This is a genomic window from Pseudoalteromonas sp. A22, from assembly GCF_018141345.1.
Taxonomy (GTDB): domain Bacteria; phylum Pseudomonadota; class Gammaproteobacteria; order Enterobacterales; family Alteromonadaceae; genus Pseudoalteromonas; species Pseudoalteromonas maricaloris.
Genome location: NZ_CP047238.1, coordinates 661,333 through 677,346, shown reverse-complemented (window position 1 = coordinate 677,346; position 16,014 = coordinate 661,333). Strand labels below are relative to the sequence as shown.

Sequence of the window (16,014 nt, the reverse complement as noted above, 5' to 3'; positions counted from 1 at the left end):
TTAGCCTACTATTAAATCCCTAACTTTTAGATAAAACTTAGTTGGTAACTTTAGAAAGCCCATCGATTTTCCGAAATATAGAAACTCAGAAAAAGCTTTATTTTGATTTAAGTCAGATACGCCACCTTCTCTCATGTAGTTGGTATGGTTTAATTTTAAGAACTTAATATTTTTCATCCTTGCTCTCATCAGCCATTCAGTATCAATCGCAATTCTGACAGATGTATTAAACTCACCAACCATAGTATACACTTCTTTAGAAGCTACCAAGCTTGTGTGCATAAACCTAAACCCCAAAAAACCTACGAATGGTTCTATATACTTTTTACATACTAACTTTGTTTTTTCCTCACCCATTACCATTTGAGTGTTCCCATAAAACAAAGCTTTTCTTTTTTCTTTAACTGGCAACTGAGCGCTTATTGACTCTAGGTAATTGGGTGGCCAATAATCATCACTATTTAATATCACCACAAAATCGCCTTCAGCCTTTGCTAAGCCTTTATTCCAAGCCTCAGATATCCCAGAATCTTTCTCACTTATGAAGTATGTAAATCTCGATTTATATTTATCCAATAATTCAAATGTTCCATCATTCGAACCACCATCTATTACAATCAATTCATAAGATTTAAAACTTTGAGAAAAAACAGATTTTAAGGCATCTTCAATATTAACAACATCATTATAAACGGAAATAACAACACTAAATTTCAAACTTTCTTTCATAATCTAATCTCCCCTGGTAAAAAGTTTCAGCATTAGAAAACATCCGCTCCATTTCTACTGGTATTTTTTTTTCGTCTAACGGCACTGTTACTATTGATGATTTGTTACTATATAAATAGTTCTTTATATCACCTAGAACTTTTATTTTTTTGAGTTTCCTTCTTAAATTGTGCGAGATATAACTATCATAGAACTTTGCAAAAAAACCTTTTTTAACCACCTTGACTTGAACTTTATCATTGTTTATGACTTTGTTGTTTGTATGTTCTAATTCACTTTTTAATATTTTTACATTAAGCACTTCTCTTTCCAAATATAACTTTGAAACAGGATAAGATATAAGTGTTTCGAAAGTAACAAAATTGACACTTTGAAATATTGTATTTAAATACCGGTCTAATTCACAATAATCATATGCTTTAGCATCATTGGAATTTAAATACCTATTAAAACTTTTTAAAGCATCAGGAAGCCCAACAGTCTTAAACTCACAATACTGTGAAAATAGGCAATCCAGTGGCGAACGAATAAAAACTATAACTTCATGTTCAAAATTAGATAATAATTTAGCTAATTTCCTTAATTTCATCTGCCATGGACACGATTTCACGCCATAAAAGCCTGAATAATCACTTAAAAACCATTCATCAGAAATAAGAATTGACTTAGTTTCGAGTAAATCCGCTAACTTAGTATTTATTCTTTCGTAATTTCTTTCATCCCTATTACTATTAAAACAATATTCACAGATTTCTTGATATAAAGATGCACTTTCAGAGACTCCTTTCCAATTTCGCCCCAAAAACTCTACATTTTCAAGGTTTGGGAAAATACTCTTTTGATATGACGTTGTTGCTGTTTTATGAAAACCTATATGTATAGTTATCTTATTTTTTTCTCTGTTCATGATACACCTTTACACCCCCACTCAGGATAATGCTCTCGAATATATTTATTTAAAGCAACTTCAGCTTCAGTATAAGTACGAGGTTCTCTTATCAAAGTTAGAGTTTCGGCGGTTGTATTTGTGATCATACCCGCCCCAACCGTTACATTAGTTAAACGATCAATAATAATAAACGAGCCTGTTCCTACCACTTGTTTGTATTGATCAATAACCACAGGTGCTGATGTTTCGATAGTACAGTTTGCAATCTCGTTTAATTGCAACTCACTGGCATCAATTTGCTCTAGGGTGTTTACATCAATACGGTGATTAATATTGCTGATTTTACCAAAGGTGTTTTTAGTACCAATTTTAAGCTCGTACTCTTTACCTGGCTGCATTGCGGCATCGGCCATCCACACAATCGTTGCTGCAAAGTTTGAGCTTGTTGTTGGTAGCTGTTTTTGGTCTGCAGTTGATCGTACAATTACATCACCACGCGAAATATCAATTTCGTCTTTTAAAGTTAATGTAATTGCTTGGCCTGCAAAAGCCGTTGATAAATCGCCATCGGCAGTAACAATACGCTCTACTGACGATGTTTTACCCGATGGAAATGCTGTAATTTGGTCGCCAACATTAATTATGCCGCTAGCAATGGTGCCGCAAAAACCGCGGAAGTCTAAATTAGGGCGATTTACATACTGTACAGGTAGGCGGAAGGTATCTAAATTCTTGTCATCGCTAATGGTTACTGTATCAAGCAGCTGCATGAGTGTTGCACCTGGGTACCAGTCGAGGTTGCTACCTTTATCTACCACGTTATCGCCTTTAAGCGCTGAGATTGGCACAAAGCGCACATCAGGAATATCTAATTGCTCAGCAAAGGCTTTGTAGTCCGCCTTAATTTTACGGTATACATCTTGGCTGTAATCAACTAAATCCATTTTGTTAATGGCTACTATTACATGTTTTAAGCCAAGTAGTGATGCAATATAGCTGTGGCGCTTAGTTTGTGTTTGTACTCCTTTACGGGCATCAATCATCACGATGGCTAAGTCGCAGTTAGATGCACCGGTTGCCATATTGCGTGTGTATTGTTCGTGCCCTGGGCAGTCAGCAATAATAAACTTACGCTTTTCTGTGGCAAAATAACGGTAAGCTACATCAATGGTAATACCTTGCTCACGCTCTGATTGTAGGCCATCTACCAGTAATGCTAAATCGAACTCTTCGTCTGTGGTATTGAATTTTTTTGAGTCATTTTTTATTGCCGCCATGTGATCTTCAAAAATTAATTTTGAGTCATGTAACAAACGGCCGATTAATGTTGATTTACCGTCATCAACATTACCACAGGTTAAAAAGCGCAGTAGATCTTTGTTTTCGTGTTGTTTTAAGTAACCTTCGATATCTGTTTCAAGAAGGTTTGGTTTGGTTTGGTCGGTCATTTTAAGTCCTTACTTAAGCTGCGGGCTACGAGCTACGAGCTACGAGCTACGGGCTACGGGCTACGAGCTACGAGCTGCGGGCTACGGGCTACGGGCTACGAGCTACGAGCTGCGGGCTACGAGCTACGGGCTACGGGCTACGGGCTACGGGCTACGGGCTACGGGCTACGGGCTACGGGCTACGAGCTGCGGGCTACGGGCTACGGGCTACGAGCAATTCTTGATTGTTCTAATTAAGCCACCGAGCATTTTTCCAATTAATTCGCACTCATCAATAATTGGTAAGCTATCTTCTTTTGAAATATAAGCTACTTCAGTTGCAATCATTAACTGTGTTTTTAATTCACCTAAAGACCCCTTTGCTATAATCAGGAAGCGAACCTTTTCTTTTTCAGACTCTCTTTCAAAGCCTTCCGCTATATTACTAGGAATAGAAACGCTAGCTCTACACATTTGATCTTTCAGGCCAAAATCTTTTAGCAGCTCAAATTTTTTATAAATTTCTATGCTTAGGCGAAAGCTACGCTGCCATACCTCTAAATTTTCGTATTTCATCACTATCCCTGTAAATCAATTTTGCTACTCACTTAAAGTTCCTAACTATATAGTTACGCTCGCAGCTCATAGCTTGAGGCACGAAGCACTGCTATGCGCTCTAGAAATACCCTTCCATTTTCTTTTTCTCCATTGAGCCTGATGAATCGTGGTCAATTACACGGCCTTGGCGCTCTGAGGTTTTGGTGAGTAACATTTCTTGGATAATTTCAGGCAGCGTTGTTGCGTTAGACTCAACGGCACCAGTTAGAGGGTAACAACCAAGGGTTCTAAAGCGGACCATTTTTTTCATTGGCACTTCCCCCTCATTCAGTGGCATACGCTCATCATCAACCATAATCAAAGTACCATCACGTTCAACCACTGGACGCTCTGCCGCTAGGTAAAGTGGTACAATGTCGATGTTTTCTAGGTAAATGTATTGCCAAATATCAAGCTCGGTCCAGTTGCTCAGCGGGAAAACACGAATACTTTCGCCTTTATTTACTTTGCCGTTAAAGGTATTCCATAATTCTGGACGTTGATTTTTAGGATCCCAGCGATGGTTTTTATCGCGGAATGAGTAAACACGCTCTTTAGCACGTGACTTTTCTTCGTCACGGCGTGCACCACCAAAAGCGGCATCAAATTGGTATTTATCTAGCGCTTGCTTTAAGCCTTGCGTTTTCATGATATCCGTATGCTTAGCACTGCCGTGAGTAAATGGTCCAACACCGGTATTTACACCTTCTTGGTTAATATGTACTAGCAAATCAAAACCCAGCTTTTTGGCCATTTTATCGCGAAACTCTATCATTTCTTTAAACTTCCATGTTGTATCAACATGCATTAAAGGGAATGGAGGTTTAGCAGGGTAGAATGCTTTCATGGTTAAGTGCAGCATTACAGCAGAGTCTTTACCGACAGAGTAAAGCATTACTGGATTATCGAATTCTGCAGCCACTTCGCGAATAATATGAATTGACTCAGCTTCTAGTTGTTTTAGGTGAGTCATACGGGCTTGGGAGATTTCCATTGTTACTCCATTTATAAGTTTTAAGCTGCAAACCTCGGGCTTCGAGACTGCAGCCTATAGTAATTTATTTATCGCTCTTATATTCGTAGTTGTAGTAGCCGTAATATCCATAGGCATTCATTGACTTACGAACAACACCATTAAACACAACGCCTTTTACATCAATACCATTTTGTTCAAAACGATTACGCGTTATCTCTAGCTCTTTTGCGTGGTTTTGGCCAAACCTCGTCACCAACAGCGTAGTACCTGCATGTGCGCTAACTATTGCAGGGTCTGTTACTGCTAAAATAGGTGGTGTATCAATAATCACCAAGTCGTATACGCTACTCACTTCTTCTACTAGTTTGGTAAAATTTTGGTGCATTAAAAGCTCTGACGGATTTGGTGGTATCTGGCCACGAGTCATCACATCAAGACCTACAAGTTGCGTATTCTTGATAGTTTCACTCAGGTTTAAACGTCCAGATAGGTAATCACTCAAACCATTATCCCATTTCATACCAAACTGTGTTTGTAAGTAGCCCTTACGCATATCACCGTCGATCACCAGCACTTTTTTGCCGCTTTGAGCAAGCACTGTTGCTAAGTTAACTGTGATAAATGACTTACCTACACCTGGGCTTGGGCCAGAAATAGCGATTACATTATTTTTAGCTTCTAGCATCGCAAAGTGAAGACTCGTACGTAGGCTACGTAATGCTTCAACAGAGAGATCCGCAGGGTTATCGATAGCTAAAATTGATTTTGCTTTTGCAGTCTTCCCTTGTCGAGCCTTGGCAAAGCCAGTTAGCTTAACTTGATACTCAGAGAAAGGTACACTCGCATAAACAGGCAAGCCTAATGCTTCTATTTCAGCAGGGTCCTCTATCCCTTTGTGCATCGCTTTTTGGACCAAAACAATGGCAACAGCAAGCATACCACCTAGTAAAGTTGCAACAACCACTATTAGAGCTTTTTGCGGCTTCACAGGTTCTGTTGTATTTACCTCTGCATAGTCAACAATACGAACATTACCTACCGTACCGGCTCGAACAATATCCAGCTCTTGAGTTTTGCCTAGTAGCAGAGTGTAGATTTCATTATTTACTTCAACATCACGTTTCAAACGTAGCAACTCTCGCTGAGTCTCAGGTAGCCCTTGCACCTCTCCAGTTAATTCATTTCTTTGTTGCTTGACCGTATCAATTTGCTCAACAACACCACGGTAAGAGGGGTGCTCACGTTTAAATTTACGGCCAAGCTCTAAGCGCTTTAATTCTAGCTCTTGTAGTTTTGTTTCTAGCGCTACAATTTGCTCTAAAACACCTTGCGTTTCTAGGCTAATATCAATGGATTCTTGACGAATTTGGTAATCGTTAAAAGCCTTTTCAGCACGCTCTAAGCTACGCTTAACCTCAGGTAATTGTACTTCTAAAAACTCTAGTGATTGTTGCGCTTCTGCACTGTTACGCTCAACATTACGGCGCACGTAAATACTTGCCACTTTGTCTAGCACTTTTTCTGCATATTCAGGGCTTTTATCTTGCAGCGCGAGGTTAATGATCCCTGAATCTTTGCCCTTTTCAGATGCAGAAATTTCTTTCTGCAGATCCAATATCGTTTGCAGGCGATTACGCTTTACGATACTAAACTCAGTTTCAGGTCGTGCAACCAAAGTTTTGATAACTAGCTCAAATTCTCCTGACTTTACTTCTTGTCCCACTTTACCAGAAAGCACCTCTTCTCCATCTTCATCGTAGAGCGAGAAGCCTTCTTGAGATTGTGCTTTAAGAGTAAACTCCAATTCCTCGGCACTTTTAGGGACTCGGAATCGGTGAATTTCGACTTTTTCTCCACCCCAAGCGTAAGACTCAGCCCCTAAACTTGGTTCAGCAACTTCACCTTCACTTAGCGCTACAAAGTTACGAAAAGCTCGGTTACCAAATAAAGGGAATAGTTTAGGCTCTATGACGACATCTAATTGTAGTGTGTCAACCGCTTCACCTACTACGCTTCTTGATTTAAGTAGCTCAATCTCAGTCACTGCTTCGGATGTGCTCTCAAACATGCTAGCCATGTCATCAAAACCAGGGACGGAACTTCCCTTTTCTTCGACTTGTACCATAGCTGTAGCTTGGTAAATTGGCGTACTAAATATTGCGTATGCAACACCTAAGAGCATAAACAAAGCGGTAACGCTCGTTATAAACCACTTGGCATCAAGTAGCGCACCAAATAATGCGATTAGATCTATTTCTTGTTCGTCGTCTTTTTGTGTTTTTTGCGGAGAAATTAGATTTGGCTGAGCATTCATATACTCTTAATTCCTTATAAATACTGTTGCCAAGCGCTGCAGGCGCTATCGATAAGCTCATACACGTGTTCAAACGCTTCTTTAGATTGGCGGTAAGGATCGGGGATTTCTTTATCGCCAACCCATTTACCGAGTAAAAAGGTTTTACCGCGAGCTTGAGGGTAACGGCTGCATAAGTCGTCAAGATGCCTATGCTCCATTACTAAAATGAGACTGTTTTGCGCAACAAGCGTACCACTGAGCTGGCGACCTTGATGCTCACTCATGTTGATACCTTGCGCCTTAGTAAGCTCTTGTGCCATTGCATCGGCTGATTTACCTTCTAACGCGGTTAAGCCCGCCGACGACACTTGAATATTCTTACCCGCCAATTTGCTTTTTAATACATATTCTGCGGTTGGACTGCGGCAAATATTGCCAGCGCAAACCATTAATACACTATCAAACATGAGCAATCACACTATTGATTTTCAATATCTTGAATTGCATCCACAGTAGATAGCGAAGGCAATAGTAAGCTGATAACTTTGTTCCAGCGAGCAAGTGGCGCACTGGTAACGTACACAATATCCTGGGGTTGCAGCTCAAACTGTTCTGCAAGTACCAATGAGGCAACATTTTTTGCGTGTAGTTGGTATACATCTGCAAGCACGCCGTCTTTTTGTAGGTCGCGTTTACGCAGTACAAAAACACCATTAGCATCAGCTGTACGCTCATTAAAGCCACCTACATCCGTAAGTGCTTCAGCTAAACTCAAGCCATAGCGGTTTACATCTACTTTGCCTGCTTTAATTACATCACCTAAAACATAAACATTACGTTTGTCGTTGCGGCTGATATGAATGATATCGCCATGTTGCAACAAACGGTTTTGTGAGATATCACCCTCAGCATAGAAATCATCGAGTTGAATAACCTCTGTTTTCTCACCACGAGTAAAAGTTACGGTTTCCCAATCTGCGCTTTCAGTCAGACCACCGGCTTGGTTTATTGCATCAATTAGCGTGACTGGCGTTTCTGTGATTGGGTATACACCTGGCTTAGTCACTTCACCGGTTACATATGTTTTTTGACTTCTAAAACCAACCACTTTGACATCTATTTGAGGTTCTTCGATAACACGGCTTAGCCTTTTGACAAGCTCATCACGCAACTCATTAATGGTTCTCCCAGCTGCTGGAACTTTCGGCGCATAAGCGAAGTTAACAGTTCCATCAGATTGAACACGAAAGCCATCGAACTCGGCTGTTCTTTGTACCGCAGCCGGGATTGTAAGTTCAGGGTGATCCCAAACGCCAATTGTAATGACATCCCCAACGCCTAAACGATATTCATAGTTTGAGACATCGATACCTGCAAGTGACGAACGGTCAATTTTTTTGGCTTGTTTGATTTTGTGTTCTTGAACTAACTGAGAGTCGATGATGTGAATATTTACTTTTTCTAAGTCGCGTTCTAGATTTGCGGTTTGTTCGCCAGAGCCGATTCCTTCAAAATGGCCACCAGGAACAAGTGTACAGCCGCTCATTGTCATCAGAACGGCTGAAGCAATGATAGTTTTACAGCGTAGCGCCATTGTTTCTTCCCAAAAGTGTTGTAATCTTTTCTTTTAATTACTTTTATTGCCCTTTATTAAATAGTAGAGGGACAATAAAAATTTCGTGGGCTAATTAAAGCATGCACGATTGTTAATCGCAAGTGAGTACTAGGTTTTGCGCAAGATCTCACTCTATATTCTATGTTTTTACCTAGAGATGTGGTTAAAAGCCTTTATCAAGTTTGAGTTCATTTTTTAGATTGTTGTTTTTGTTGTTTCTTAATTTGCAATTTAATCTTTGGTCCTTGGTCGCGGCGTAAAGCTGCTACGTCTGAGTTTGAACCATTCTGTCGCGACATAAAGTCGCTGCTACGGCATTCAGGCACGCTTCCGCCCTTAGGTTGTAGCTCCTAAATGCTGGTTTTAGTTATAGTAAAAGATCGCGAGGTGAACTCGCTCCTACCATATTGACCCAAGGTGTTTATGTCTTCGCGGCGTAAAGCCCGTCTGAACCATTCTGTCGCGACATAAAGTCGCTGCTACGGCATTCAGGCACGCTTCCGCCCTTAGGTTGCAGCTCCTAAATGCTGGTTTCGGTTTAAGTGAAAGATCGCGAGGTGAGCTCGCTCCTACCACATTGACCCAAGGTGTTTATGTCTTCGCGGCGTAAAGCCACTGCTGAACTATTCTGTCGCGACATAAAGTCGCTGCTACGGCATTCAGGCACGCTTCCGCCCTTAGGTTGTAGCTCCCAAATGCTGGTTTTAGTTACAGTAAAAGATCGCGAGGTGAACTCGCTCCTACCACGTAGACCTTAGGTGTTTATGTTTTTGCGGCGTAAATCCGCGCCAGAACCATTTTGTCGCGACATAAAGTCGCTGCTACGAAATGGTTTGAGCTTTTAAATTACGGCTACAAAATTACCAACGTTCCGCTATGAGAATGTAATTTTTCTAACAACGTGAAGAAGTTTACAGTCAAACCAGAGTACACCCTTTTTATAACAATTAAATAAGAATAAAGGATGAAGTTTTCATTGTACCTTTTTTATTGTACAGTTATCAACAACGATTTGTGCATAATGGTTAAGCAGTTTAATTAATAAAATGCTACGAAGTTCTCCATCAGGTTGTTGATATATGGCGTGAATGTCTTTGTAACAGCCGTCTGTTAACTGAACCAAGTCGCCTTCTTGAAGATCGAGCTCGTCCGCTATTTCATTTTTATTCATTAATTGAGCGACGAGTTCATCTGGTACCATTTGCAGATCGATACCATAACGAATAAAGTCAGAAACACCGCGAGTGTTTTTTACAGCAGAAAAGTGTGAAGAATGTGGATCTAGCTTAACAAATAAATATCGTGGAAACAGCGGTTGCTTCACCGCTTTTGAGCCAGAGGTTTTTCTTTTTACGAAAGTTGGGAAGCAAGACTCTATCCCTTGATTTTGAAGATTTGACTGTGCCCTGTGTTCTTGTTTTGGTTTACAGTAGAGCAAATACCAGCATTCCATGCGTTGCGTTCCCTAATAAAATAAGCCTAACGAATTAGGCCTACTATTATACGTATATTCTCAATTAGGTCTAGCCTAGTCACTGCCAAAAAGGTCTCTTGTGTAGACTTTTTCAGTAACGTCTTGTAACTCCTCAACCATACGATTAGAGATGATTACATCGCAGCTACGTTTGAATACATCGAGGCTGTTTTCTACTCTAGAATTAAAGAAAGTTGTCTCTTTCAGTACTGGCTCATAAACCACTACCTCGACTCCCTTCGCTTTTATTCTTTTCATCACACCTTGAATAGAAGAAGCTCTAAAGTTGTCTGATCCCGCTTTCATTATTAATCGGTAGATCCCCACCACCTTAGGTTTTTTTTGCAAAATTGACTCGGCAATAAAGTCCTTTCTTGTTGTGTTTGCATCAACAATTGCTTGAATTATATTATTGGGTACGTCTTTATAGTTGGCTAAAAGCTGCTTCGTGTCTTTTGGTAAACAATAGCCACCGTAGCCAAATGAGGGATTGTTGTAATGACTACCGATTCGAGGGTCTAAACACACCCCCTCAATTATCTGCTTAGCATTTAAACCATGAGATTCAGCATAGCTGTCTAACTCATTAAAGTAGGCTACACGCATCGCCAAATAAGTATTCGAGAACAACTTGATCGCTTCAGCTTCCGTTGACCCACTAAAAAGCACATCAATATCCGCTTTTAATGCCCCCTGTTGAAAAAGGTTAGCTATAACTTGTGCATGTTCTGATTTAGCACCAATTATGATCCTTGATGGATATAAATTATCGTGGAGCGCTTTACCTTCTCTTAAGAATTCAGGAGAAAATATAATACTCTCATAGTTAAACTGCTCCCTAGCTTTACGGGTGAAACCCACAGGAACTGTAGACTTTATTACGATCTTCGCCTGAGAATTGATAGTTAGCAATTTACCTATTACATTTTCTACACTACTTGTATTAAAAAAGTTCGTCTTTGGATCATAATCAGTTGGTGTAGCGATTATAACAAGCTCAGCGTTACCAAAAGCACTCTTTGCACATGTTGTGGCTACTAATTCGAGCTCTTTCGAAAGCAGATACTCTGAAATCTCAGGGTCATAGAAAGGCGAAATCTTATCATTCACCAAGCGCACCTTGGACTCGTTTATATCTAGCAATGTAACTTGATTATGCTGCGCGAGAAGAATTGCGTTGGAAAGCCCAACATAACCTGCACCAACAACTGTTATCTTCATAGTTTTAGCCTCTTTTCAACCCTCAGCTTACTATAAGTAAAGAAGATGACAGTTAAGTGGACGCATTTAGCTCTCTAGCTGACTTTGCACTTGAAGAACCATAATATTTCAACCGCTCAGGATACAACGCGGTCATAACAATAATCAGTCCAACAATAGCATATACGCTATTCATCGAGCTGACTGATGCTCCATTTAAAAATAAAATACTAATGCAGGCAAGTCTTGCTCGCGGTGAAACATCGCTCAATTTGAGTAGCTGATTCACTGCCAAAAAGATAAATAACAATCCTAAAAAGCCATGGTCAAATATCGCTCTAGTGAGATAAGTATGTAATATAACTGAGTAACACACGCCTGGCTTGCCTGCACTAAATAGTGATTGGTAATACTGCAACCTTGTACACACACTCTCGGGCATTGCTGTAAGTGTTTGCGAACCAATCAAATATTCCTGCCATCCCCAGCCTGAGATCGCTTTCAAAAAGCCTTGGAAAAAAACCACCCTATCGATTGCTTCAATATCACCGCCCGACAAACGACTAATAAAGGTTGCAGCGACACCAGCAGCGATTATAGCAACAACAAGCAACTTAATTATGGTCTTCCAACCAAAGTCTTTAATATAGAAAATGGTGAACATTGCAAGAAAGCAGATCACACCAGAACGAGAACCTGAAAGAAAAGTAACCACACCTAATGCCATCCAGTCAAATAATGACAAAGAGCGATTAAAGCCCCATATTGCACACCCTAATAGCAGTACAAACATGATTTCATAGTTATTTTCGGTAAAAATACCTGGCCGACCTTCCTGCCCAAGGCCAATCCATATAACGTATTTGATGAAAAATAGTAGCAGAAGAATGTACCAAAAACGTCGCAGTAGCTTTTCTTCGAATAACACTTTAGAGGAAAAAAATGGCAATAAAGCGAGATAAAAAAAAGTTTTATAGGCAATAAAGTAATCAACAGGATGGATACCGCGAATCTTAGCTAAGGCTAACGTAATAATCAAATAAAGCAGGCTACAGCTGAACACGAGCCATGCGCTTGGGCACATGCGCTTAGCAACAAACAAAAAAGTGCATAAAACCAGCAATTCGAAAATAGCATTAGTTGGCAGCACATGGTATTGACCAATAATACCAATACTCATGATTGCTAATGTTAGAAAGAAAAACAAAAACTGCTTTCTAACCATGCTTATCTCCGATGCTTTAAAGCCATATAGCTACGAGCGATCCAGCTCTTTGGCATTATTAGTAAGAAAAAAGCAGCTACGCGATACCTGTCCCATTGTAATAAAGGGTGGGTTAGCAGAAGCTTTAATGCTTTCATGCGATTACCAATGAGTAAATTACTTTTCACACTGCTCATCACGGTAAGGTGTTGTAGGTATTTTACACTTCCAATAAGCTCAATAGGCACAATACCATCATCCAGCAAACGCTGAAATTCAAAAATATGTGGAGATGGCTGCTCAAAGTCCGACGGCGACTGCCCAACACTAGAAGCCGTTAAATCATACATCACAGACACTGACTTATCGTAAGCAATTGGCCACTGACAAGCAACGCTACCCCATACGGCCTGATCTTCACCAAGGCTTAATCCTTCTTTAAACCCACCGACTTTTAGCAAGCTCTCTTTTGCAATGCAAACAGATGACGAGGTTATTGGTAAATCAGCATTACAACACGCTAAAAAATAATCTTGCAGCAACCCTCTATTTTCTAGCAAATGTTGGTTTTTGGCCGCTCGCTTCCCTTCCACTGTATTGAACTCATAGCCAGTACAAAAAATACGTGCATCGGGAAAAGTTTGATAAAGGGATTGAATATTAGACAAAAAGTCATCATGCCAAACATCATCAGCATCCAAGAATGCGACAAACTCAGCGTTAGCAGCACGAACACCAACATTTCTTGCAGCAGAAACGCCTTTGTTAGCCTGTTGTAATAATCTCACCTTACTACTGTTTATTTTTTCAACTACACTCGCTCCAGCATCAGTGGAGCCATCGTCTACGACGATGATCTCACTCGCTGGATGTTTTTGAGATAGTACAGAATGAACAGCTCGTTCAATATATTCGGCTTTATTAAAAAGCGGAATAACTACAGAAATATTCATTCTTTTAAGCACTCACAAGCAAAATTATTCGGCACTGTCGGCGCATAAATATCCATGCATAGGCAGACTCAGTACTGACTTAGCCAGTTTTTCAGCAATCGGAAAATCACCTTCCTTATGACCTAAATGCTCAAAAGCACTTTGCTGATGCATACAGGTGCCATAGTAAATCATGGTCGGAATACCTTGTTCTTTATATGATTGCATTACCTGTTCACGATTATCTACTTGGATAGTGTATTGCGCCCATGAGCTTAAATATCCCTCAGGCACAAAAGGCGTAACAAACTGCGACTGTAGCTCATTGGTATAGTTCTTGGCGGCGCGGTTACGATTCTCCAATTCGGTAGGAAAAGCTGCAAGCTTCTCCAATAAAATAGCGGCTTGAATTGTATCTAATCGGCTATTCATGCCGATGCGAACATTATCGTATTTGTCTTTACCTTTACCATGAACTCGTAGTGATTGTAATAATGCAGCATATTCATCGTTATCGGTAAATAGCGCCCCACCATCACCATAGCATCCTAATGGCTTAGCGGGGAAAAAGCTGGTTGTAGCTATGTCGGCAAAAGAGCCTGCACGTTTACCATCAATCTCACCACCAAACCCTTGCGCTGCGTCTTCAATAATCTTTAGTTGATATTTATCCGCAATTTTTTTAATCGCTGGATAATCAGCAGGTAAGCCGAATAAATCCACAGCCATAATCACTTTAGGTTTCAATTCACCAGCGTCTATTACCTGCTTAATTCGGTTTTCAAGATCGATTGGACAAATATTGAATGTTTTTTCATCAGAATCGACAAATACGGGAGTCGCTCCTGCAAAAGCGATAGTCTCAGCGGAAGCGAAAAATGTAAAAGTTGGACAAAAGACGGCGTCTCCAGCTTTCACATCTAATGCCATCAGAGCTAAAGACAGCGCGTCAGTACCGTTAGCACAAGTGATAGTATGCTTTACACCTACATAATCAGACAATGCGGCTTCAAGCTCTTGTACTTCAGGCCCCATAATATACTGACCATGTTCTAATACCGCTGCGATCCGTGTATCTATTTTTGTTTTTAAATGCTGATACTGTGCAGCTAAGTCGATAAATTGCATTACATCATTCCATTAAAATTGATGACTAAGTTGGTTTCCGTTTAGTACATACTGCTCGCCAGTATGCGGACAAACACAACGACCTTCACCTTCAAGGGGCAAGTCTAGTTGCTCGCCATATTTACTGATCCAACCGATTTGCTTCGCTGGTACTCCGACCATAAGCGCAAAAGGAGGAACGTCTTTATTAACCACAGCGCCGGCACCAATCAATGCATACGAGCCGATTGTAACGCCACACACGATTGTGCAATTTGCACCAAGCGTTGCGCCTTGCTGGACGCGAGTATCTCGGTATTCAGTTTTGCGCTCTATAAACGCTCTCGGATTATAGACGTTAGTGAACACCATGCTCGGACCACAAAATACATCGTCTTCCAGATAAACGTTGTCATACACTGACACGTTGTTCTGGATTTTAACGTTATTACCAATCTCTACTTTATTACCGACAAAAACATTTTGCCCGAGCGAACAGCCAGCACCAATTTTGGCTCCGCCACAAACATGTGCAAAATGCCAAACTCGAGAGCCTTCACCTATCTGAGCGCCATCATCCACAATCGCGCTTTCATGTTTTTGGTAGGCCATTAGAGCTTACCTTGTAAAAACGGATGAACATCCGCTTGTGATTCGATATGCACTTTACCTTGACGGATTGCATTTACGGTTTCGATACAGTGACGTGCGTCTTCTAAGCCATAGCCTCTGCCAGCTAAAATTTCTTGATAAGAAACAGTATGGAGATCGGTAAAGCCGCCCGAAAACTCTAACTCTTCGCCATCACAAGTGATTGAGCGATAAGTCGGTTGCTTACCTTTAACGACCTCTGGTAAATCTTCAGCATCAATAGACAAAAACCATTTTACTCTGGCATTTTCATACTCTAAATAACCAGCCGCTTTGTCATTGTTCATAAAATGCAATTCGTTGCGCTGTAAGTCACCAAAAATAAAGTGCAGCATGTCAAAAAAGTGAACACCGATATTCGTCGCCACGCCAAAAGATTTTCTAGGGTCGCCTTTCCAGCTTTGCATGTACCACTTACCACGAGAAGTAATGTATGTTAACTCCACTTCATGCTTGTCGGTATTTGACGAACTTGCGACTTTATCTTTCAGATCTAAGATAGCTTGGTGATGTCTTAGCTGTAATATGTTGAATACTCTCTTGCCGGTTTCTTGCTCAACCTGAATTAGGTCATCAAGTTCAGCGAGCGTCGGTACTAAAGGTTTTTCACATATCACATCACAGCCCAAACGCAGACCAGCGGTAATGTGCGAGTGGTGTAGATAGTTAGGTGAGCAAACAGAAACATAGTCAAGCTTAGTCGCTTCATTGCGCTTCAATTGATGCGCATGGTCATAGAAGCACTCAAACTCTGTGAAAAACTCACTTTGCGGTGAAATACTATCGATGATACCCACAGAATCATTGATGTCATAGGCAACCGACAGCAGATTACCAGTTTCTTTAATGGCTTTCATATGACGAGGTGCGATATAGCCCGCCGCACCAATTAATGCGAAATTCTTCATCTTTTCCAT

Annotated in this window: 15 protein-coding genes; all 15 read right to left on the bottom strand. The window is 40.6% G+C overall.

All coding sequences use genetic code 11. The features are described 5' to 3' along the window. The gene (locus GSF04_RS07810; protein WP_211859192.1) at window positions 1-729 is read right to left on the bottom strand and encodes a glycosyltransferase; all 729 of its coding nucleotides are present in this window, start codon (window positions 727-729) and stop codon (window positions 1-3) included. Beyond that, window positions 707-1,636, bottom strand: a complete 930-nt coding sequence (locus GSF04_RS07805; protein ID WP_211859191.1) for a hypothetical protein — start codon at window positions 1,634-1,636, stop codon at window positions 707-709. The genes GSF04_RS07810 and GSF04_RS07805 overlap by 23 nt, the downstream gene beginning before the upstream one ends. After that, window positions 1,633-3,066, bottom strand: coding sequence for a sulfate adenylyltransferase subunit CysN (cysN, locus tag GSF04_RS07800; RefSeq protein ID WP_211859190.1), 1,434 nt, complete (start codon window positions 3,064-3,066; stop codon window positions 1,633-1,635). Before cysN ends, GSF04_RS07805 begins: the two co-directional genes overlap by 4 nt. A 207-nt stretch (window positions 3,067-3,273) precedes the next feature. Continuing rightward, entirely contained in the window at window positions 3,274-3,621 is a 348-nt protein-coding gene (locus tag GSF04_RS07795; RefSeq protein WP_095730100.1) for a four helix bundle protein, read from the bottom strand. Window positions 3,622-3,721: 100 nt separating this feature from the next. Further along, window positions 3,722-4,636: a sulfate adenylyltransferase subunit CysD gene (gene cysD / locus GSF04_RS07790; RefSeq protein ID WP_211859189.1), complete on the bottom strand. Its 915-nt coding sequence runs from the start codon at window positions 4,634-4,636 to the stop codon at window positions 3,722-3,724. A gap of 64 nt (window positions 4,637-4,700) precedes the next feature. Then, window positions 4,701-6,932 (bottom strand): polysaccharide biosynthesis tyrosine autokinase, encoded by a 2,232-nt coding sequence (locus GSF04_RS07785; RefSeq protein WP_211859188.1) that lies wholly within the window; start codon window positions 6,930-6,932, stop codon window positions 4,701-4,703. A 14-nt stretch (window positions 6,933-6,946) separates the two neighbouring features. Next, entirely contained in the window at window positions 6,947-7,381 is a 435-nt protein-coding gene (locus GSF04_RS07780) for a low molecular weight protein-tyrosine-phosphatase (protein ID WP_039494239.1), read from the bottom strand. Window positions 7,382-7,392: 11 nt separating this feature from the next. Continuing rightward, the gene (locus tag GSF04_RS07775) at window positions 7,393-8,508 is read right to left on the bottom strand and encodes a polysaccharide export protein (protein ID WP_039494238.1); all 1,116 of its coding nucleotides are present in this window, start codon (window positions 8,506-8,508) and stop codon (window positions 7,393-7,395) included. Window positions 8,509-9,502: 994 nt separating this feature from the next. Next, window positions 9,503-9,982, bottom strand: a complete 480-nt coding sequence (gene rfaH / locus GSF04_RS07770) for a transcription/translation regulatory transformer protein RfaH (protein WP_130126901.1) — start codon at window positions 9,980-9,982, stop codon at window positions 9,503-9,505. Window positions 9,983-10,057: 75 nt separating this feature from the next. Further along, window positions 10,058-11,224 carry a nucleotide sugar dehydrogenase gene (locus tag GSF04_RS07765; protein WP_039494236.1) on the bottom strand — a complete coding sequence of 389 codons (1,167 nt, stop codon included), beginning with the start codon at window positions 11,222-11,224 and terminating at the stop codon, window positions 10,058-10,060. A gap of 52 nt (window positions 11,225-11,276) precedes the next feature. Beyond that, a complete protein-coding gene (locus GSF04_RS07760; RefSeq protein WP_130126903.1) occupies window positions 11,277-12,428 on the bottom strand; it encodes a hypothetical protein in 1,152 nt (383 codons plus the stop codon). A gap of 2 nt (window positions 12,429-12,430) precedes the next feature. After that, window positions 12,431-13,360 carry a glycosyltransferase family A protein gene (locus tag GSF04_RS07755; RefSeq protein WP_052258250.1) on the bottom strand — a complete coding sequence of 310 codons (930 nt, stop codon included), beginning with the start codon at window positions 13,358-13,360 and terminating at the stop codon, window positions 12,431-12,433. Window positions 13,361-13,384: 24 nt separating this feature from the next. Next, a complete protein-coding gene (locus GSF04_RS07750; protein ID WP_211859187.1) occupies window positions 13,385-14,467 on the bottom strand; it encodes a DegT/DnrJ/EryC1/StrS family aminotransferase in 1,083 nt (360 codons plus the stop codon). A gap of 12 nt (window positions 14,468-14,479) precedes the next feature. Beyond that, window positions 14,480-15,058 (bottom strand): acyltransferase, encoded by a 579-nt coding sequence (locus tag GSF04_RS07745; protein ID WP_211859186.1) that lies wholly within the window; start codon window positions 15,056-15,058, stop codon window positions 14,480-14,482. Then, window positions 15,058-16,005 (bottom strand): Gfo/Idh/MocA family oxidoreductase, encoded by a 948-nt coding sequence (locus GSF04_RS07740; RefSeq protein WP_088531608.1) that lies wholly within the window; start codon window positions 16,003-16,005, stop codon window positions 15,058-15,060. Before GSF04_RS07740 ends, GSF04_RS07745 begins: the two co-directional genes overlap by 1 nt. Window positions 16,006-16,014 lie beyond the last annotated feature (9 nt).